Source organism: Paenibacillus lemnae, assembly GCF_012933385.1.
Classification (GTDB): Bacteria; Bacillota; Bacilli; order Paenibacillales; family Paenibacillaceae; genus Paenibacillus_AQ; species Paenibacillus_AQ lemnae.
Genome location: NZ_JABBPN010000009.1, coordinates 13142 through 34053 on the forward strand (window position 1 = coordinate 13142; position 20912 = coordinate 34053).

Here is a 20912-nt window from a genome sequence, read left to right on the forward strand (position 1 = left end):
GATAACGGGGCACGTGCTTTTTGCTGCTATTGAATTGGAACCTCAATCTTCTTCTCCAGGACGTTGGGATAGCTGTACAAGCTGAAGGTCAGCGGCTGCGGGTAGTCCAGCGGTTCGATTTTAAGTGAAATAACGGCTTCTTTAATGCTACCGCTCGAAATATAATCTCCCATTTCGTGCACATGTCCCTCTCCATCAACAAAACGCCGTTCAAAACTCGGGATGGCTGTGACATATTCCTTATCTTTGTTCACATAGTTAAAGGTCAGTGTGTTGACCTCATTACCTTCCCGGTCCTGATCAAGCTGATGACCACCATATTCTAGACCGTCTACCTGCACCTCCAGCAGCTCGCCCTTCTTCAAATCTACAACAACATTCAACTTTTCAGGATCAACGGCCTCTAATCCAACAGCCTTCAATGTAATGGAATCTGTGTCATATAAGGCTGCTCCTCTGAAGTAGTAATCGGCTTCCCCCTTGTCATCAGGATAATAGCTTAACCAACTATTTACCAATGTTGGAAACCCTCCCTTAACCGCTTCGAGATACACATTGTTCATTTCCTTTATCTCCAGCGTATTTGCAGGATCCACGGTGACCTTCAGAACCATGCCTGCAGCCGATAACACCGCCTCCCGAATCAAAATCTTCTGTCCCTCCACTTCGAGCGTCTGTTGGATCGGGATCGTGCGGACCAGCTTTTGATACGTTTTCAGATCCAGCTTCAGCGAAACCTCGAGGTTAATGGCATCCGGTAAATCCCGGCTATAACGAAACTCCGAAGAATACGGCGCGATTTTGACTTCTAAGATTAGATTCTCCGGGATCTCCTGGCTTTCTTCATACACATAATCCGCGTCGAACGAATGAATTCCAGCAGGTATGGCATTGCCTCCTCCGTATGCCGCGCTGGATTTATAAGGCTCATTTGTCACTGGGTCCTTTATTATGGTGTCTAGCACCATGACCGGCTTTTTCAGTGAATGCTCTACGGTATACAGCACCTTCAGCTGCTGGGAACCAGCGATGACACCATCCACCGTCAACTTGTAGTCTCCCTTCACAGTGGATCGTCCGACCGGCTGAATGAGTCCCTTCTCATTAAACTGGCTCAATTCCGGATTCTTACTTAAATCCACGGTAAGCGGAGGAAACGGCCCTCCAGTCGTGCGCTCAGCCTGGGGCTGCCATACTCCGCTCCAAAGCAGAATAACCGCTGCAGCCAGCACAGCGGCGGCCGTAAAAATTCTATTCCGCCGGCGCGGTGATGGTGAGAGCTTTCCCCTCTCTATTCCCTGCCGCACGGCATCATCCAGTTTATCATCCGGCATGGACGCCGCTTTAGCCCGGACCTCGTCCATATATCCTTTCAGCACACGATCCTCCTGATTATGCATGACGAAACGCACCTCCCGGCTCCATTTTGTGCTTCAACAATTTTAATCCCTGACGCAGACGGGTTTTTACGGTTCCTTCCGGACAATCCAGCACCATGGCGATGTCAGCCACAGACATATCCTCGTAATAACGAAGAATCAGCACATGCCGGTACTTCTCCTTCAGTCGGCTCAGCGCCCGCTCCAGATCCAGCTTGCTGTCGCTCACCATCTCCGCTTTTCCCTTCTCGTGAATCTCACTGTAAGGAACCATCCGCTGTCTGCGCTTCTGCTCATCCACACAGCAGTGGATCAAAATGCGGATCAGCCAGGATGCAAAATGTTCCGGATTCCGCAGGCTTCCGCACCGGCTCCAGGCCCGGCACACCGTCTCCTGAAGTACTTCCAGCGCGTCATTCTCATTATGCAGATAACTGTATGCGATGCCGTACAGCCTCCTCTTTTGTGATGAAACCAGCGCATGAAACGCAGCCTCATCCCCCCGGCATGCCGCTGCAGCCAAGTCTTGTTCCACCTCTTCCATAACCGAGGCCCCTTTCCCCTTGTTGGTTAACCGTCTCTGTATATAAGACGAATTACGGCTAACAAACGATTTGTTATTTTAGGAAATATAAAGAGGCTGCCTCATAAGACAGCCCCTAACTCCATTTCGTATTCCATGTTCCCTTATGCGCTAACGACTTCGTTTCTTCCGGGAGTCAGATAGATGCTGGCAAAAGACATAACACAATCCGCAGATCAACAGGGTCAGAGCAGTAAACCAGATGACAGGCAGCAGATACGGCGCATAGAGGGCGGCAATATACAATAGATAAACCGAGAACCCGTACATGATGAGAAACAGAAACATTCGTTTGTACCACTGCATCTTGATCTGCCTCCTTTGTTCTAGTTTCTCTGTCGACTCCTGTCTCTTTATTAACTTTATGTTAACTCAACAGCCAAGAAATTGCACTCAAAATATGGAAAAATATTAATATTTTATACATTTCAAATGAGGCGTTCATGTTGTCATGCGAGGTTATATGGTATAATCATGTAGGCATAGATTTTGTGACATTACTGAAGGAAAGAGGTCTTGAATTGTGGTTCATCTGGATCTGAACTCCCCAATTCTTCAAATAGGTTCGACGATCGCCATGCTGGTCATGGCACTGACTGCTATTTTCATACGAGTAAAAGCCAGCCACCGTCCGGTTACGGTACGCAAGATTATTATTCCTCCGCTAGGCATGACGACCGGGTTTCTCATGTTTGTCGTCCCGGAAGTGCGTATTCCCGTATTGTGGGGAATTATTTCGTTTTTGATCGGCTGGTTTATTTTCTCCTATCCACTCATTCGCGGCACCAAATTCCAGCTTGTGGACGGGCAGGTATTTATCCAGCGCTCACGCGGCTTTGTCTTTATTTTACTAGGGCTGCTCACCGTCCGCCTTCTGCTGCATGGTTACATTGAACAGCACATTTCGATCCCGCAGACCGGCGCCTTGTTCTTCCTGCTCGCCTACGGTATGATCACCCACTGGCGCGTGTCGATGTACAGGCAGTATGTCCACATTACCGGACCCAACCCGGCTGCCTGATCTGCCGGCTTGATAAGCCTGCATGTAAAAACCGTTCCCTCACTCCGATGGATGATCCATGGACGAAGGAACGGTTTTTTTGTTCAATTCCTATGTACGCATCTTCGCTATCCATTGATTTCTACGCGGTTCCGTCCCGCTTCCTTTGCCCGGTACAGCGCGCGATCCGCCTGATCTACCAGCTGCTGGCCTGTCTCTCCGTCCCGGACGATGCGGCTGTGGACACCGATACTGACCGAAACATGGGGACTCACCTGCGAATGTTCATGCGAAATCTGCAGCCGGGCTACCGCTTCCCGGATTTGCTCTCCGAGCGCAGCCGCTTCCTCTGGCCCTGCCTCTTTCATAATGACCGCAAATTCCTCACCGCCATAACGGTAAGCCGATGCAAGAGATGAGGCAGAAGCAGTCTGTTCCAGCGCAGCGGCCACTTCTTTCAGTACAGCGTCTCCGCCCAGATGGCCGTAGTGATCGTTATATGCCTTGAAATAGTCTACATCCACCAGCAGCAGCGCTGCAGGATATGAGCCGGCTGCAGAACTTTTCATAGCTTCACTCAGCTTATCATCAAAAGCCCGCCGATTCGGGATCTCTGTCAGACCATCCATTTCAGACAGCCGGGTCAGCTGCTCATTCGCCTCCTCCAGGCGCTGCCGGGAAGAAAGCAGCTGCTCCCGGTTCTTCACCATCCGGATGTACAGCTTGTTCACTTCATACATCAGCGAGCAGATGACGACGGTAGCGGAGATCAGGGAGTTCGTCCGGGCTGCATACCACCCCAGGCTGTATCTTGCTCCGGAGAATAACGTCAAGGTTACGTCCAGCAGAAACACGAACACCGCTACCGTTAACCATAAATGAAGCACACTGCGCCCGCGGTGCACCACAAGCAGAAGCACCAGTGCAAGCATATTGAGCATCCATACGACCGGCCCGATGCCGGAATCCAGCAGTGCCCGGAAATTCCCCTTCTGAATAATCCGGGGCAGGACATCATTACCCAGCGTCACAAGCAGATAAGCTCCCAGAACGATCCCTAGGACGACCATGATGGCCGCGGCTCCCTTCCTTCCCAGTCCTCGAGGCTTCAAAGGAGCAGACGTCTTCCAGCTCGTCCATACGTAGAGCATGATGCCAGCCGGAAACCCGCCATGCCACAGCACCCATAGCCACACCGCGCTCTGATCTCCCGCACCGATGAGTCCGGTATCCGAGAATACCCCCGGAAATGTGAGAATATGCGGAAGCGTAATCAGAGCGGTATACAGGTATGTACATGACAGCACCAGCAGGGACATGGACCGCGCCGCCCTGAACTGACTGTACAGCAGATATGCCGTCATAAAATCACCGAACAGAAACCAGGCGATGAATGCCGGAAGAAAGGGTTTGACCTCCGGAAGCATCCTTTCCCCGAACGGCAGAATCAGCATCGATACGATAAATAAGAAAATGGCCACACAAATAGCAGCACGCTTATGCGTGCTGCTGGATGGGATATGCAGTAATTGATGGGTATCTGTTGGAGTTAGAGATTTAGGCATAATAAACAACCGCACTTTCTTCATGTCATTTAGGAATTACCAATTATCTACATTAGTAGATTTGCTCCCAGATGACAACTATTATGATGAAAAAAATGTCGATTTACCTAAAAAAATTACCCGGAGTACCTACTTTGTCATCTCACTGACCTTAACGAGCTGTTTGCCGAGGTTATCACCGCTGAACAGCCCGAGGAATGCTTCAATCGTGTTCTCGAATCCGTCTACGATGTTCTCCGCATACTGCAGCTGTCCGCTCTGGATCCAGCCTGCCAGCTCGGGCAGTGCCTTGCCAAAGTCCTTTGCATACTGCCCGACGAGAAAACCTTTCATCAGGGCCGTATTTTTCAAGAGGGCCGTCTGCATCCGTGGACCGTTATCCGGCTTCTCCAGATTGTACAGTGCAATTTGGCCGCAGATCGGAATCCGTGCATTCGGGTTCAGGAGCGACAGCACGTCATCTGAAATTTCGCCGCCCACATTGTCAAAATACACATCCACACCGTTCGGACATGCCATCTCCAGCGCAGCTTTCAAATCTTTTTCCGTCCGGTAGTTGAGCGCCGCATCAAAGCCCAGTTCCTTGGTCAAATAGTCATTTTTGCTGTCTGAGCCGGCAATACCGACCACTCTCGCTCCTTTAATCTTCGCGATTTGTCCGACAATCATCCCAACGGCTCCGGCAGCTCCGGATACCACCACGGTCTCACCTTCCTGAGGCTTGCCGATATCCAGCAATCCAAAATAAGCTGTAAGCCCGGTCATGCCCAGCACGCCCAGTGCTGTAGAAACCGGAGCCAGATCCGGATCAATTCGGCGCAGGGATTCTGTCGATGCTGCAGCATAACGCTGCCATCCCCACAGTCCGGCGACAATATCGCCTTCCTTCCACTGCGGATCGGCAGACTCCATGATTTGGCCGATGCTGCCGCCCATAATCACTTCGCCGATGGGGTAAGGCTCGGCATAGCTTTTAGCTGCACTCATACGTCCTCTCATGTATGGATCCACCGATATATAAAGGGTCCGTACCAATACCTCTCCCGCTTGCGGGACGGGAAGCGGTTCTTCCTTGAATTCGAAATCCGCGCTGCCCGGCATACCTTCCGGACGCTTCACCAGTACAATTTTTTCATTCACAGACATTATTATTTTCCTCCTCGCTATCTACAGCTTCACCTGTATCTTACCCAATTTCTGAGGATCACAATAATTCCAGTCCCATCTTGACGGCAACAGCAAATATCATCACGGCCAGCATCCATTTCAGGACGGAGGTTCTCATCCGTTGACCGACCTTTACGCCAAGAGGCGAAGCTATTAGAGCCGCAGCCACCATAACCAGGGCAGGCAGCAAAACTACCTGACCCGCTGCCAGTTTGCCTCCGGTCACACCCAAAGAAGAGATAAAGGTAATGGCCATCGAGGATGCGATGACTATGCGGAACGGAAGCTTCAGCACAACAAGCAGGATCGGAATGAGCAGAAATGACCCGCCTGCGCCCACAATGCCTGAGGCCGCGCCGACCAACAGGGCTAACAGCGCCGCCAGTCCGGCGTTAAACTTCACTTCCTTTACGTCTTCTGCCAAACCGCTGTTCCCTTTCACCGGAATGAGCATCATAATAGCAGCCATCACGGCCAAGCCGCCGTACATCATATTGATCCCTTCTCCGTCCAGAAACCGGGAGCCGAAACCGCCGATCAGGCTGCCCGTCAGAATCGCAGCGCCCATCACCACAATCAGCCTCTTGTTCAGGTATCCGCTCTTGCGATATGCCCAGATTCCGCCAAGTGTCGCGAACAGGACCTGTACGGCTGTAATTCCTGAGACCTCATGCGGCGTGAAAGCAGCAGCACCCAGAAGTGGCGGCACATACAGCACCAGAGGATATAAAATGATCGCCCCGCCGACACCCATCATGCCGGAAAGGAAGGAACCGGCAAAGCCGATCAGGAACAGGATGATCACTTCATAGATACCCACGTCTATCTCACCGCACAGCGGTTAGGGCCGATCTCCATCTCCCGCTGGGCTTCGTGGTCTGGAGACATTTTTCCCATATTGGTGTTACGGATGTCCTGATACGCATTCGGCTGTGGCGGAAGATTCTGACTAACCATGGTGACAAAGGCTTCCTTTTCCAGGTTCAATCCATGATTTTCAAGGAACAGCTCACCCAGCTTCTTGGCCACAGTGCCGTCCTCATTGAGTTCATCCATGATCATGAAATGGGAAGGCAGGACGATCAGCTGCTCTGCTAAATCGCGATAACGTTTATAAAGCGTTTCCCGCAGATCCATCGCCCAGCTGCCTGCCTCACCTGCGAGATCCGGACGGCCGATGGAGTCGATAAACAGAATATCTCCGCTGAACAGGTACTGGTCGTCTATCACAAGTGATGTGGAGCCGATCGTATGCCCCGGGGAGTATAATGCTTTTATGGAAACCTCTCCACTCCCAAGCTTGATCTCTGTTCCATGGCCAAGTTTCTCATAAGCGAAGGCCACGTCCTGCGCATCCTCGGCTGGCAGCCAGTATTCGGCACCCGTTTCTTGTGCAATAGCACGTCCGCCTGAAATATGGTCTGCATGCAGATGGGTATCGACTACATGGGTAATGTTGACGTTCAAGTTCCGGGCAAAATCGGTATACACATGTATCATCCGTGTGGCATCCACCACAACGGCTTCGCCGCCGGATACCGCCATGTAGGACAGGCAGCCTTTGCCCAGGCGTACAAACTGGTACAGCTCACCGCCATGCCTCAGATCCCCGACCTTAAGGGGCACCAGATGCTCGCTCCAGGCTTTCATTCCGCCCTCCATATACGCTGCTCTGCGTCCCTGTTCTGACAATAATTCCGCAACCATGATTGAAGATCCCTCTTTGGCGCATACCACCACAATTTCCTCAGGCGGGAGCTGTTCTAATATCTCCTCTACACCGTCTAACAGGTCAAAATAGGGTACATTCAGATGCTGTATTCCAGCACCTTCGATCTTCCAATCCTGAAATTGGTCGGTATTTCGTACATCCAGAATAAACATAGGTTCTTTGCGAATGAGTTTTTGTGCGACTTCATGAACACTTATAGCTCGGATTGACATGATTATGATCTCCTCTCGTATTGGTTTTATTGGTTTATGCTTTAATGTCCTCTGTCACTCCGTTCCAATCCTTCATGCCTGGCACCACATTGATGACTTGCTGGAATCCTGCATTCGATAGAGCCTGTGCAGCCAGATCACTGCGAAGACCGCTGCGGCAGATCACGTACGTTGGCTGCTGAGGATCAAGCTCGCTCAAACGGATCTCCAACTCTCCCAGCGGCATTGAAACGGCTCCTGGAATATGACCAAATGCAAATTCCGCCGGCTCCCTCACGTCCACAATCACCATAGGCTCCCCGGATTTCAGGCGCTGCTCCAGCTCCGAATGATCACAAACGGCGGCAAAGGATCGTTCTGCGCTCTCTTCTTCAGAAGCCTTCCGGAGATAGTGCTTCAGCACACCCTGCTCCTGAAGTGTACCGAGATACTGATGCCCGATGCCTTCCGCCCAGGCTTTCATATCTGCTGTAGAACCAGGGTCGGTCGCCTCGACCTCCAGCACTTGTCCTGCTTTTAATTCCTTCATTACTTTCTTGGTGCGTACGATCGGCATCGGGCAGGCCAGCCCTTTCGCGTCCAGTTTCATATCAAATGTCAGTTTTTCCATTATAAAACCCTCCCCTTAATGTACCCCATAGGGTATATAAATTGATAAAAAATTTTAGATAAACAAATTGACGTTTCCATCCTGGGCATCTCCCAGATAGGCGGCTACACCGGCATATTCAATGCCTTCCAGCAGCTCTTCCTTCTGCAGGCCAAGCAGATCCATCGTCATCGTGCAGGCTACGAGCTTCACATCCTGTTCCTGTGCCATCTCGATGAGCTGTGGCAGCGGAACCGCATTATGCTTGCGAATAACATCTTTAATCATCTTGGGACCCATTCCTGCAAAATTCATTTTGGATAGTCCCATTTTATCCGCCCCCCGCGGCATCATTCGGGCAAACATCCGCTCCATAAACCCTTTTTTGCGAGGCGGCTCAACCTGCTCATCCTTTCGCAGGGCATTGAGGCCCCAGAAGGTATGAAAAATCGTGACCTCATGGTCATAAGCTGCTGCTCCATTGGCGATAATATAGGCAGCCATAGCCTTATCATAATCACCGCTGAACAGGATGATCGTTGTCTTTTTAACCTGACTCATTATTTATCACTCCTCACTTTTCTTAAGTACCCCACGGGGTATATTTAAGTTCAAAAAAATTAACCCTTGCGGATCCAGAAGGTCAGCACTCCATTCTCCTCCGTATGCTTCATCAGTTCATGCCCGCCGGATTTCGCCCATGCCGTCATGTCACCCAAGGCTCCCTGATCCGTCACCTGAATCTCCAAAATCTGTCCTTGTTCCATGTCCTTCATGGCTTTCTTTGTCTTGACGATTGGCATTGGACATGCCAGTCCTTTCGCGTCCAGCTTTCCATGAGCTTGCTCCATCATGTATTCCTCCTAAGTGATTGTGTGTCGGGAGGTTGGATCATGGTCCGTCCAGCCCGCTGTATCATATACCCATAGGGGTATAATAAAGGTCAGAGCAAAGGAAGTCAACCCTTTCCTCTTATCTGCTTTTTACCAAAAGGTTCACAGCCTGCTGTACCAGCTCTTCCGTGCTCTCACCACGCTCTTCGGCTTCTCGTACGCATTCTACTAGATTAGAACTCACCACCACACCGATCGTGCGGTCAATCGCCGTTCTCGCCGCTGACAGCTGGGTAATCACTTCCTTGCAGTCTTTGTTCTCCTCCATCATTTTGAGGATTCCCCGCAGCTGGCCTTCGATGCGTTTCACCCGATTTTTCATTTGATCGTTGTACTCCATATCTGTTCAGCCTCCTGTTCAGGTACGTTCATTCCGCTGCTTTCAGCATGTCCTGATGACCACAATATATACCTGTTAGGGTATCCTGTCAATCTGAGGACGGCTGCACCATCACCTACGTCCAAGCAAAAAAGCTGCTCCCTCCGTGAATCACTATCGCGAAGGAAGCAGCCAGCGGCTAATCTTTTTTTGAAAGTATACCTGCTTGGTCTGATTACACCGTGGTGCGGCGCATCATGAGATAAGAAAGCACCATATAGAGCAGTGTCAGCGGCAGCGACCACCAGAACAGGAGATCATAATGCTCAGCGAGCCAGCCAAACAGGGTCATCCATCCGTTGTTAGCTGTGAGGAAATAAGATGCAATGGAGCCTGCGGCCAGCAGACCGCCGAAGAAGACGAACATGCCGGTCCGGCCAAACCTGCGCTGCAGACAGGAAATCGCAAAGCCCGCATAAAACATGTTAAGCAGCAGTAAGAAGAAAATCCCGAACAGCTCCAAAAGATTAAAGCTTCTCAAAAAGGCGAGGCTGAAAAACTGCAGCGATACCCCCCACTCCGGAATTACCTTCTCTTCAATAAGGAAGAGTGCAAGCAGCACGACGGTAGTAAGGGCATTGATCAGCAGTGCTGCCAGAAAGGTCCCTTTGAAATAATCTGTTCTTCGCACACTCATCCCCAGCGCAAAGGGGAACGTGTTATACATCGTAATAATGCCTGTTACCATCATATAGATAAAGATCGACAGCACGCCGCCGGTTTTGACACCCGCTTCCGGAGCTGCCAAGGCTGCGATCAAGAAGTTGATCGAGAAGCTGCTCAGCAGGATCATCCAAGGAATATAGATCCATGTCCATTTATCTTTAAGATGAATTTTAACTACACCATGTACCCGGGTCATGAGATCACCGCCTTGTTCATATATTGAGGATCGGTCAGCCGGACCATCAGCTGCTGCAGCGGAACCGCAGACAGCTCAAGTCCCAGCTCCGCTGCTTCACGGCGCTCCATGGCTCCGTTTGGAGATAATACGGTTACCGCAGACAAGCCTCCCATGGACTGGCGTTCCAGCACATCTTTGCCTTCGGTAAATGCCGCAACTTCCTTCGCTGCTCCGCTTACGGTATAAGCCATACCGCGGAGGGTATCTGCATCTTCATTCAGAACCAGCTTCCCGCCGTCAATGAGCAGCACATGCTCCAGAAGCGGGCTGACCTCGTCGATCAGGTGGGTAGACAGCACAATCGTACGGGGGTGCTCGCTGTAATCTTCCCGCAGCCGGTCATAAAACAATGTGCGTGTTGCAGCATCCAGGCCCAGGTAAGGTTCATCGAAAAATGTCAGAGGCGCACGGCTCGCAAGCCCGATAATAACGCCGACAGCGGACAGCATGCCCCGGGACAGCTTTTTCATCCAGCGGTTCATCGGAAGCCGGAAATCCTCCACCAGAGACAGTGCGTATTCGTTATCCCAGTTGGGGAACAGGTTGCTGGCTGATTCCAGCACATCTCTGATTTTGAACACATCCGGATACTTTTGGCTCTCCTTGATAAAGCACACCTGTGAGAGGACCGCCTCATTCTCATAAGGCCGCTGGCCGAACACCAGCAAATCACCACTGCTTTGAAACAGCTGTGCGGTAATGATATGCATAATCGTCGTCTTCCCCGCACCATTACGCCCCAGCAGGCCGTAAATTTTGCCTTCCTCCAGACTAAAGCTGACATCCTGCACAGCATGGATATTGTCATACGTTTTGGTCAGATTACGAACTTCCACGATACTCATGATTGTTCCGCCCCTCTCCGAATCATTTCTGTCAACTGGTCACCCGTGATGCCCAGCTTCTCTGCTTCCTTGACCATCGTCACGATATACTGCTCATAGAACTGTTCCTTCCGCTTCTCCACCAGCTTGCCTCGCGCACCCTCTGCTACGAACATCCCGATCCCTCTTTTCTTATACAAAATTCCTTCATCCACCAGCAGATTCACACCCTTGGCTGCCGTCGCCGGATTAATACTGTAAAAGGCTGCGACCTGATTCGTCGAGAGCACCTGCTCTTCCTCCGCCAGGCCTCCCTGAATGATGTCATCTTCAATCCGTTCCGCAATTTGTATAAATATAGGTCTGCCATCGTCCATCAGCGTGGCCATGGTGACACCTCCTCTTAACTGGTTCATTACTCATGTAATTAACTATATGACCAATGGAGTATTTTGTAAACCCCTTTTTATAAAAATGTTCAAATGTCCTTCCTACTTGTGCGCTGTTAAAAGCCGTGTTATATTTTTGTAGTACAAAAACATGCAGAACCCAAAACATAATTTAAAGGCAATGTTATCTTAAAAAGGTACAACCTCGGCTATACTTAGTCCTGGCTGTACCTTTTTTTAGGTTTTCCAATTTTATTTATCCTGAAGGAGGACTTTTCTATGTTTCTGGAAGCCGTTTACCACCGTCCGCGTAAAAACTGGTCTTATGCTTATGACGGAAAGACCATCCACCTCAGAATCCGTACCAAAAAAGATGATATGACTGAAGTGTTCGCACTTGCTGGCGACAAGTATCTATGGGATGACACCATGGAATACATACCGATGGAGAAGCTGTCGAGCGATGAGCTGTTTGATTACTGGGCATGTGAAACCCAGCCGCCATACCGCAGGCTGAAATACGGCTTCCTGCTGCAGCAGGGCCGCGAGAAGCGCTGGATGACAGAGTATGGATTTTATACCGAGCCGCCTGCGAACCCGGACCGCCTGTTTGAATATCCTTTCATTAATCCGGAAAATGTGTTCCACACGCCGGACTGGGTGAAGGATGCGGTGTTCTACCAGATCTTCCCGGAACGGTTCGCAAACGGCGACCCTTCAAACGATCCGCAGGGCGCGCTTCCTTGGGGCAGCGCTCCACCGGAGCGGGACAACTTCTTCGGCGGTGACCTTCAGGGCGTCATCGACCATCTTGATCATCTGAGCGAGCTTGGTGTAAACGCAATCTACTTTACACCGCTGTTCACAGCAACAACCAACCATAAATACGATACCGAAGATTATATGATGATCGACCCACAGTTCGGAGATAAGGACACCCTTAAGAAGCTTGTAGACCTGTGCCACGAACGCGGTATCCGTGTGCTGCTGGATGCGGTATTCAACCACTCCGGGCGTACATTTGCTCCGTTTGTGGATGTGCAGAAGAACGGCGAGAATTCCCGTTATAAAGACTGGTTCTATATCCGCTCTCTCCCGCTGGAGGTTGTGGATGGCATCCCGACATACGATACGTTCGCATTCGAACCGCTTATGCCGAAGCTGAACACCGAGAACCCAGAGGTTAGAGAATATCTGCTTAAATCGGCTGAATACTGGATCAAAGAGACCGGCATCGACGGCTGGCGTCTGGATGTAGCGAACGAGGTCGGCCACCAATTCTGGCGTGATTTCCGCAAGGTTGTGAAGAACGCGAAGCCGGATGCGTATATTCTTGGCGAGGTATGGCACGAGTCCTCCATCTGGCTGGAAGGAGACCAGTTCGACGCTGTCATGAACTATCCGTTCACCAACGCGGTCCTGGATTTCTTCATTAACCGCTCGGTGGACGCCGAGAAATTCTCGTTCATGCTTGGCAAACAGCTGGCCGGTTACCCTCGTCAGGCGAGCGAAGTTGCCTTTAACCTGCTGGACAGCCACGATACGGCTCGCCTGCTGACACTCGCAGGTGGTGACAAGCGCCTGATGAAGCTGGCTGCCATGTTCCAGTTCACCTATTCCGGTGCACCTTGTATCTATTATGGTGATGAGATCGGCATGGACGGCGGGCATGATCCGGGCTGCCGCGCTTGTATGGAATGGGATACTGCCAAGCAGGACAAGGATTTGTTTACGTTCTACCAAACCTTGATTCAGCTGCGTAAAGACCATTCCGCACTGCGCACCGGCTCCTTCCACTTCCTGACCGCCGAGAACAACGGCGGCAAGCTGGCATACCGCCGCGAGGACGAGCAGGGATCCATCGTCATTCTGGTCAACAATGACAAGATGGGCCAGACGTTGAGCGTTCATGTGGATGAGGCGAAGTGGACCAACCTGTGGACCGGCGAAGCCGTGGAAGCCCCGAAAGGCCGTCTCAGCGTGAAGCTGCCTGCTTACGGGTTTGTGATATTAAAAGCTGGAGAGTAATATACTCAAGGCTGCTACAAATAATGGCGGTGCCAGGGATCAGTCCTGGCACCGCCATTTTTTTTGCTGCTCTGCTGATGGCCAATGCCGAAAGAAAAGTCTGCAATCCGCATGACTGTATTGGTATTATTTTATTTTATAGAATCGTAAAGCTCTGTCATTCGGTCTGCTAATTCCGAGTGCGGCTCCATCCGTTGATGATCTATATCGGTAGGAGTCATATACAACATGCCTCTCCCTTGCTCAAACAAAGTGACATGGAACAAAACCCCTGTTGTATCTTCCCGGTCTGGATCAAGTACGATTTTCAAGTGGCGCACCTTTTCGATCCATTCCTGAATGAGTGCTTGATCTGTAGTTATTTTTTTTGTGCCGTTATCCCCACTCATTATTTCAATAGAATCAACCTGTGTAATGTTGCTAGGATAGAAGGCCTCTAGTTCCTTTGACTCCTTGCTTACTCCTGCCATGTCGGACTGATTAGAGGTTTGACAGCCGCTTAGAATCAAGACTAACAATGAAGCGCATATTACGATATAAAATAAATATTTATTCATCATACCCCCCCCTTAATCTCTAAACGAAATTTCCATTTGAATTGTTTCATCTTGTTTAATAAGAAAAAACGCTGGGAAGACCAGCGTTTAACTTAAATACAGTTCCTTTAATTCTTGAATTTCCACAAGTGAGTAACTGAGCCATACTGCCCCAACAAAAGGTAAACATTAACCCCCGTGCTTGACCAATTGTCATGCACAATTGCATATTGAGGGTTCGACCAGTTACTGGTATCTGTGTATGTCTCATAACCAACTAAAGTCACTAAATGACCTCCATCTGAACCTTCAGGAGTATATCCGTAGTTTTCCAAACGTAAAAATCCAGGAGTCTTAGCATTTACTTCGGATACCATGTTACTAAAAGTTGGCGATGCCCATGTTGTAGTGAAGTTCGAGTAGCCTTTTTCAGAGGTATATGAGTTCATCCCTGAAGCAATTCTATTATTAAATACTCCGTATAGATCATTGTGATCCATTATTACACCTAGACGATCTGCAATATTTCTCCATAAACCACTAGATGATAAGTTAGTATAACCTTTATTGCGCCAGTACATAATTACACTGGCGCCAGCCGTTGGAACACAGTCGTTAAGCATACTCGTATTATCATCTTGTTGATAATCAGGCACTCCATTAATAAAATCGTATTGATAGTTAATGATTGAATTGATTCCAATATCACTATTCAACGATTCGGCTTCACTTGGAGAAGCTTTATCCAATATATCTGTTGCATTCGACCTGTTAACTTGTATCTCCTGCAATGAATCAGCTTCAAAGGTTTGATCGGTACTTAATTCTTCGAATGTATTGCTATCAACTTTGTTTGCGTAAAAAAGTGGGCCTAAGTAATAAAGGTTGGTTTCATCCTCGCCTTGGCCTGGATAGACATCTCCCATAGCAAATTCTATAAGGAGTCCCGAGTTATTATCTATGATAAAATATCCTGCTACGCCACTTTCCCTTTGTAATACCACAAGAGATTTTGTAAGTTCTTCATATTCATCTTTCATTCCAATAATTTTTTCGACGGTAACTCCTTCAAATTCCGTGTGCCCTAGCTGTAAACGCTCTTCAATTTTTTGGTCTGCAATTTTTAAAATATCTTTGCTAACCGCTGTAGAATTCGCTGCAAACGCACTGGGTACAACTAGGGTAACGTTAAAACTGCTAAAAATGTAAATCTCGCAATTTTTTTCAAGTCTAATTCCTCCGTATCTTATTATAATTGGCGTGTGTACTTGAAAACACATAGAGCATCGCTTAATTCTTCGAATCAGCCCCCTTTCATGTAAGCACATGAGATAGATAATTTAAATACCCTATATTTCCATTCATGGTGTATATCTATATAAACACCATAAAACACTAAAGGTTATGGATGTTTTTTAAAAAAATTGAATATACTAGGGCGTGTCTTCAAACCTAAGCAAGCCAAACTAAGCTAGATGCCAAGGATAAAAAAGCCGCAAAGGTACAAGCCAGCTTGTGGAATGACCGATGTAGCTTGCTGTGTAAACAGGAATTCTATTAGAATCATAAATCCGACCGCCCTGGAGTTTTTTGGTCTGCGGACAGCAAGTCCTTATTCTTTTCCAACTACATCTTCAGTTTGAAGACACGCCCTAGTAGAAACGAACAATCCTGCATTCACTCAACCGTATACTTAGTAACTTGGTATAACTAACGGAACCACAGTCCGTAAGATCCCCCGGCGACCTCCCTTCCAGCACAAAAAAAAGTGATGAAAGGATCTCTGCCTTCATCACTTTTTATAACTCTATCAACACTTCACTGTTGAAAACGGCCCGTTATTTTCCGTCAAATCAGGGGCCTGATCAACATCAGACCCCTGTCTACATAACGCAGCTACTTCACAGCCTTCAGCTGCACCCACATGCTGGAGAAATCGCCGCTCAGTGAAGATACCGGCAGACCTGCCGCCATCAGGCGGTCTCCGCCGAAGATTTCACCGCTGGTGGTCAGGAGGTAATCCTTCTCCAGATCCAGACCTTCCAGCTTCACATTGCGCAGCGGAGCATTCGGTTCAGCCAGCACTTTGAAATAGAACAACAGCGCTTCTTCCCGGTCATCACTGACGAACATCCAGGAGGTCTCATTGCCCTCAAAAGGACTGAGCAGACGATACAGCTCACCCTGCTGCACCAAGCCGCGGATCTCTTTGTAGTCCTTGATCTGCTTGGCAGCAATCTCCCGCTCCGTCTCTGACCACTGCGTCAGATCCAGCTCATAGCCGAAATTACCGGACATGGCGACATCGCCCCGGAATTCAAGCGACGTCGTCCGCTCCACCTGATGGTTCGGTACGGCTGACACATGGGCACCCATGGTAGATACCGGATATACGAGGCTTGTGCCGTATTGGATCTTGAGGCGTTCCACCGCATCGGTATTGTCGCTTGTCCAGGTTTGAGGCATATAGTACAGCATTCCTGGATCAAAACGGCCGCCGCCGCCGGAACAGCTCTCAAACAAAATATCCGGGAACTCCTGCGTAATCTTCTCCAACAGCTCATACAAACCGAGCATATAACGATGGGCGGTCTCTCTCTGGCGATAGGATGGAGCCGCCGCAGAGCCGATCTCCGTCATGTTGCGGTTCATATCCCATTTGACGTACGTGATCGGCACAGTTCTGAATATGTCGCTCAGGCGCTCATACAGATATGCCCGTACATCCTCCCTCGACATATCGAGGACCAGCTGCTGGCGGCCCTCCGTACGGCGGCGGTTCGGTACATGCAGGCACCAGTCAGGATGACTGCGGTACAGCTCGCTGTCCGGGGACACCATTTCCGGTTCAAACCACAGCCCGAACTGGATGCCGGCCGCATTGACACGCTCTGCCAGATCCTTCAGGCCGCCCGGAAGCTTGCGACGGTCTTCAAACCAGTCTCCCAGCGAGTTGTTATCGCTGTCACGGCGTCCAAACCAGCCGTCGTCAAGCACGAACAGCTCGATACCAAGCTCACTGCCAGCCTTGGCAATGGATTCAATCTTATCTGCATTAAAGTCAAAATACGTCGCTTCCCAATTGTTCACCAGAATTGGGCGCTCCTGGTCACGGTGAGTACCCCGGCACAGACGCGTCCGGTACAGACGGTGATATTCTCTGGACATGCCGCCCAGTCCCTCATCCGAGTACACCATGACCGCTTCCGGAGTCTGAAACTCCTCTCCAGGCTGCAGCTGCCAGGAGAAATCGAACGGATTCAGCCCGATTTGCAGCCGGGTCGTGCCGAACTGCTCCACTTCTGCCTCTGCCGTAAAGTTTCCGCTGTACACCAGGCTGAAGCCAAACACTTCACCCTGCTGCTCTGTCGTCTCGGGGCGCAGCAGCGCGATGAACGGATTCTGCTGATGCGAGCTGGAGCCTCTGCGGCTGCTGATCCCGGTTACGCCCGGAGCCAGTCTTCTTCGCTGCACATGCCGTTCGCGTGCCCAGGCTCCGGATAAATACAGCGCATCATAGCGGCTGTCAGCAAAATCCAGTGAGGCACTCAGCGCCCGCTCCAGCTCCACCGTCTCTTTGCCTCCGTTCACGAACTTCACAGAACGCGTGATAGCGCTAAAATCTGAGAACACAGAATAGCTCAGCACAGCCGTCAGGCCTGTCACCTCATCGAGCAGCTCAAGCTCAAGCGTCTCCGCTTCATGATCCTGCTCTACATATACAGCCGGAAGTCCCGGAAGCTCCGGTTTGCCGGCATAGATGCGGTGCGATTGATAGACAAGCTCGGTGATCCGGGTTCCGTTCTCCAGCTTGACCTGATATGCCGGACTGCGGTAATCGCTCGTACCGTACTGCGGATATTCCTGGGGAAGCGAATCCAGCGAGATGGATCTGTCTTCATTCACAGGATTGGGTGAAAACGATGCACGTTCCTGAAGCTTCAGCATCCCGCTCAGATTGCCATTGTGGCGAAGCTTCGGACCATAATATACATGAGCCGCATAACCGCGGACCAACTGGATGATATAGCTGGAGTTTTTAGACTGCAAATGATATAAATCTTGATGATTATCATAGATAGAAAATAGGCATAAGAAATCCTCCTGAATGAGATGGTACTGCTCGTCTACATTCTACTATGTAATCCAGGAGGAGTAACGGGCATTAAGTGATCTTCTATATGGACTTATGTGTCTTTTTTCGTCATCATTCAAACAGCGGGACAGCCGGGTCCTTCTGACCGCAGTGAACCAGCATCGCATGAAGCTGCCCGCGGTGATGGTACAGATGGGAGGATATTTGGAGCAGCCATTCATAGCGGGAGTACACAACACCCCAGTATGAGGTCTTTTTGGCATGAAGGTCTTCTTCTGTCATGTCATGATACAGCTGAACGAGTGAGGAGTAATTACCCAGCAGTTCAGCCTGGATCTCCTTCAGATTGTTCATCTCTACACTTTCGTAATACCGGCTCATTTCCTTTTCAGAGGCTTCCATCGAGATGAGAACGTCTGCACGGCAGATCACCGCGATATGGCGCAGCAGTTCACCTGCAGAGTACTTGCCTTGAGTCGGTCTTATCTCCAGATCCGACTCTTCCAGTTTATCCATAACAGCAATCAGCGACATAACGGCCACTTCAATTTGATGCAGAGCATTGGTGCAGTATGTATTCAAGAATGATTCTCCAATCTAATATTTGTCATATGGATCATAAACCGTGTCTTATCATTATAGAACATATGTTCTTTATTTACCAAGGCAAAAAAAGAGCCCGACTCTCAAATCCTACAGAGCCAGGCTTTTTCGCAGCCAAAATAGTTTGTTGCTATCGTGTAATTTCAGTTATTCCAGGATAGCCGTGGTATAAGGCGGCAGCGCCAATTCAGCGCCGTTCAGCACAGCTCCATCTGCGGTGGCATGGGCCATGCTTGTAAATACATGCCCCCCACTGTCCTCAGTTAGGGTGATAACCACCTCGGTGTCCGATAAGTTATGCACGACAAGGGCCTGCTTCTCGCTCGTCATCCGGGTGTAGGCCATGACCTGTTCGTGACCGGATGTGTACTGGCCGATGGCGCCATCCCGGAGTGCCGGCATTTCATTGCGCCACTGGATGAGCGTCCGGTACCTGGCAAGCAGCGATTGGTCATCATTCAACTGCTGTTCTACTCCCTGCGTACGGTCCCCTTCGTTGTATTTCAGCGGCTCCCAGGTGGTCTGCCCCTTATCGCTTCCTGTGTTCGACCAGATCATGGGTTCACGGATCTGCTCATCCGGCTTTGAGCCCTGCATGCCAATCTCTTCCCCGTAGTAGATAAACGGATTGCCTGGCATTGTAAGCAGAATGCCTGCAGCCATCTTGGCCTGATCCACGTTTCTGTTCAGCTGGGTAAAAACCCGGTTCTGATCATGGTTCGTCAGAAATACAGCATCAGTAAATTCGCCGCCGGACACTTTGCTGAATAACCCGTAAGTACGTTCCAGAGTAAAGGCAAGGTTATTATCACGTTCATTCTGCACAGCACTAATGATCTTCTCCGCCAGGCCGAAGTTAAATCCGGAATCAAAGGCTTTATCCAGGTACGGCGAAATGGAGCTGGCCGCATTCTCCCATACTTCCCCTACAATATAGGCATCCGGATTCACTTCATTCATGCTGGTCCGGAACTCCTGCCACCAGGCTACGTTCTTGGCCAGCGTCTCTTCGGACTTGTCAGAGGCCAAATCTTCAAAAATATGCTTGGCCGCATCCAGCCGGAAGCCGTCAGCCCCCTGCTCCAGCCAGAATTTGCCGATATCCTTCATCTCCTGCTGAACCTCTTCGTTGTCAAAGTTCAGATCCGGCATGCCATCCCAGAATGCCCCCATATAATGGGCTCCATTCTTCAGATGCCAAGGGCTGCCGCTTCCGGCTGCACTGGAGCCTGACGGCGCCTTGCCTTGATCCTCCGCCCAGACATACCAGTCCCTCTTGTCTGACTGGGTATCTGAAGCCGATTCCTCAAACCAGGGATGCTGGACACTGCTATGATTGACCACTAGATCCATGATGACCTGAATACCGCGTTTGTCCGCTTCTTCCATTAAGCGTTTAAAGTCATCCATCGTCCCGTAATCCGGATGAATGCTCCGGTAATCGGTCACGTCATAGCCGTGATAGGATGGCGACGGATTAATCGGCATCAGCCAGATACCCGTGATCCCGAGATCCTCGGTCGTATTCGGGTCTCCGTCATTCAAATAATCCAGCTTTTCAATGATGCCGTTCAAATCCCCGATACCATCACCATTCGAATCATAAAAAGATCTTACAAAAATCTCATAAAATACGTTCGACGGCTGCTCATCCACTTCAACCGATGCCGCCTGCGGGGTTTCCTTGTCTGCGGGCTTTACTTGCTGTTCCTCGGCAGCCGGTAGCGCCTCACCCGCACCCTCCGGGTTATCGCCCTCCCCGGGCGTGTTAGTACCTGAGGTGCATCCCGCCAGCAGCATGCCTGTCAGCAAAGCCGTGATGCCCAGAATCTTTCTATACTTCCTTCTACGTGCTCCTAGTTTGCTCATTATTTTTTTCCTCCGGTTTTAATGATCGTGCTTTCATGCGATGTGTTCTTGTCGTCATCTCCAGCGTGCAAACGATTGTATGATTATAGTTTCTATCAACCCATTCACACGTCAATTCGCCCCCAAACTGCGCTTTACACCGTTTTAAAAACACATTGTATACG

21 protein-coding genes are annotated in these 20912 nt (G+C 50.0%); 2 read left to right on the forward strand and 19 right to left on the reverse strand.

Going from position 1 to position 20912, the window contains the following annotated elements; translation table 11 throughout:
* Positions 1-26 precede the first annotated feature (26 nt).
* The 3 genes from HII30_RS11145 to HII30_RS11155 all read right to left on the reverse strand — a co-directional run bounded on the left by HII30_RS11145 (position 27) and on the right by HII30_RS11155 (position 2268).
* Positions 27-1400 carry a DUF4179 domain-containing protein gene (locus HII30_RS11145; RefSeq protein ID WP_169505110.1) on the reverse strand — a complete coding sequence of 458 codons (1374 nt, stop codon included), beginning with the start codon at positions 1398-1400 and terminating at the stop codon, positions 27-29.
* Entirely contained in the window at positions 1393-1923 is a 531-nt protein-coding gene (locus HII30_RS11150) for a sigma-70 family RNA polymerase sigma factor (RefSeq protein WP_169505111.1), read from the reverse strand. The genes HII30_RS11145 and HII30_RS11150 overlap by 8 nt, the downstream gene beginning before the upstream one ends.
* 150 nt (positions 1924-2073) lie before the next feature.
* Positions 2074-2268, reverse strand: a complete 195-nt coding sequence (locus tag HII30_RS11155) for a hypothetical protein (protein WP_169505112.1) — start codon at positions 2266-2268, stop codon at positions 2074-2076.
* 217 nt (positions 2269-2485) lie between these two features.
* On the opposite strand from HII30_RS11155, the gene HII30_RS11160 reads away from it, so the two are divergent.
* On the forward strand, positions 2486-2983 hold the full coding sequence (locus tag HII30_RS11160; RefSeq protein ID WP_343045096.1) for a CcdC family protein: 498 nt from the start codon (positions 2486-2488) through the stop codon (positions 2981-2983).
* A gap of 107 nt (positions 2984-3090) precedes the next feature.
* Here the strand turns inward: HII30_RS11160 and HII30_RS11165 are convergent, their stop codons facing one another.
* The 11 genes from HII30_RS11165 to HII30_RS11215 form a co-directional block, all read right to left on the reverse strand.
* Entirely contained in the window at positions 3091-4527 is a 1437-nt protein-coding gene (locus tag HII30_RS11165; protein ID WP_169505113.1) for an MASE4 domain-containing protein, read from the reverse strand.
* A 129-nt stretch (positions 4528-4656) separates the two neighbouring features.
* Positions 4657-5673: an NADP-dependent oxidoreductase gene (locus tag HII30_RS11170; protein ID WP_169505114.1), complete on the reverse strand. Its 1017-nt coding sequence runs from the start codon at positions 5671-5673 to the stop codon at positions 4657-4659.
* A 58-nt stretch (positions 5674-5731) separates the two neighbouring features.
* Complete coding sequence (locus HII30_RS11175; RefSeq protein WP_169505241.1) at positions 5732-6520, reverse strand: TSUP family transporter; 789 nt, start codon at positions 6518-6520, stop codon at positions 5732-5734.
* Entirely contained in the window at positions 6517-7638 is a 1122-nt protein-coding gene (locus HII30_RS11180) for an MBL fold metallo-hydrolase (protein WP_169505115.1), read from the reverse strand. The genes HII30_RS11175 and HII30_RS11180 overlap by 4 nt, the downstream gene beginning before the upstream one ends.
* Positions 7639-7672: 34 nt before the next feature.
* On the reverse strand, positions 7673-8248 hold the full coding sequence (locus tag HII30_RS11185) for a sulfurtransferase TusA family protein (protein ID WP_169505116.1): 576 nt from the start codon (positions 8246-8248) through the stop codon (positions 7673-7675).
* Between the two features lie 54 nt (positions 8249-8302).
* The gene (locus tag HII30_RS11190; RefSeq protein ID WP_169505117.1) at positions 8303-8788 is read right to left on the reverse strand and encodes a DsrE/DsrF/DrsH-like family protein; all 486 of its coding nucleotides are present in this window, start codon (positions 8786-8788) and stop codon (positions 8303-8305) included.
* A gap of 59 nt (positions 8789-8847) precedes the next feature.
* A complete protein-coding gene (locus HII30_RS11195; RefSeq protein WP_246246299.1) occupies positions 8848-9081 on the reverse strand; it encodes a sulfurtransferase TusA family protein in 234 nt (77 codons plus the stop codon).
* 118 nt (positions 9082-9199) lie between these two features.
* Positions 9200-9460 carry a metal-sensitive transcriptional regulator gene (locus tag HII30_RS11200; RefSeq protein WP_169505119.1) on the reverse strand — a complete coding sequence of 87 codons (261 nt, stop codon included), beginning with the start codon at positions 9458-9460 and terminating at the stop codon, positions 9200-9202.
* A 214-nt stretch (positions 9461-9674) separates the two neighbouring features.
* Entirely contained in the window at positions 9675-10361 is a 687-nt protein-coding gene (locus HII30_RS11205) for a hypothetical protein (RefSeq protein ID WP_169505120.1), read from the reverse strand.
* Positions 10358-11251, reverse strand: coding sequence for an ABC transporter ATP-binding protein (locus tag HII30_RS11210; protein WP_343045099.1), 894 nt, complete (start codon positions 11249-11251; stop codon positions 10358-10360). Before HII30_RS11210 ends, HII30_RS11205 begins: the two co-directional genes overlap by 4 nt.
* Positions 11245-11616, reverse strand: coding sequence for a GntR family transcriptional regulator (locus tag HII30_RS11215; RefSeq protein WP_169505122.1), 372 nt, complete (start codon positions 11614-11616; stop codon positions 11245-11247). Before HII30_RS11215 ends, HII30_RS11210 begins: the two co-directional genes overlap by 7 nt.
* Positions 11617-11895: 279 nt before the next feature.
* On the opposite strand from HII30_RS11215, the gene HII30_RS11220 reads away from it, so the two are divergent.
* Positions 11896-13644 (forward strand): alpha-glycosidase, encoded by a 1749-nt coding sequence (locus HII30_RS11220; protein WP_169505123.1) that lies wholly within the window; start codon positions 11896-11898, stop codon positions 13642-13644.
* A 131-nt stretch (positions 13645-13775) separates the two neighbouring features.
* Here the strand turns inward: HII30_RS11220 and HII30_RS11225 are convergent, their stop codons facing one another.
* From HII30_RS11225 to HII30_RS11245, 5 genes are all read right to left on the reverse strand, one after another.
* Positions 13776-14201 carry a hypothetical protein gene (locus HII30_RS11225; RefSeq protein WP_169505124.1) on the reverse strand — a complete coding sequence of 142 codons (426 nt, stop codon included), beginning with the start codon at positions 14199-14201 and terminating at the stop codon, positions 13776-13778.
* A 107-nt stretch (positions 14202-14308) separates the two neighbouring features.
* Positions 14309-15460 (reverse strand): C39 family peptidase, encoded by a 1152-nt coding sequence (locus HII30_RS11230; protein ID WP_169505125.1) that lies wholly within the window; start codon positions 15458-15460, stop codon positions 14309-14311.
* Between the two features lie 616 nt (positions 15461-16076).
* Positions 16077-18230 carry an alpha-galactosidase gene (locus tag HII30_RS11235; protein ID WP_211184550.1) on the reverse strand — a complete coding sequence of 718 codons (2154 nt, stop codon included), beginning with the start codon at positions 18228-18230 and terminating at the stop codon, positions 16077-16079.
* A 157-nt stretch (positions 18231-18387) separates the two neighbouring features.
* Positions 18388-18858 (reverse strand): DinB family protein, encoded by a 471-nt coding sequence (locus HII30_RS11240; RefSeq protein ID WP_169505126.1) that lies wholly within the window; start codon positions 18856-18858, stop codon positions 18388-18390.
* 168 nt (positions 18859-19026) lie between these two features.
* Positions 19027-20748, reverse strand: coding sequence for an alpha-amylase family glycosyl hydrolase (locus HII30_RS11245; protein ID WP_246246301.1), 1722 nt, complete (start codon positions 20746-20748; stop codon positions 19027-19029).
* Positions 20749-20912 lie beyond the last annotated feature (164 nt).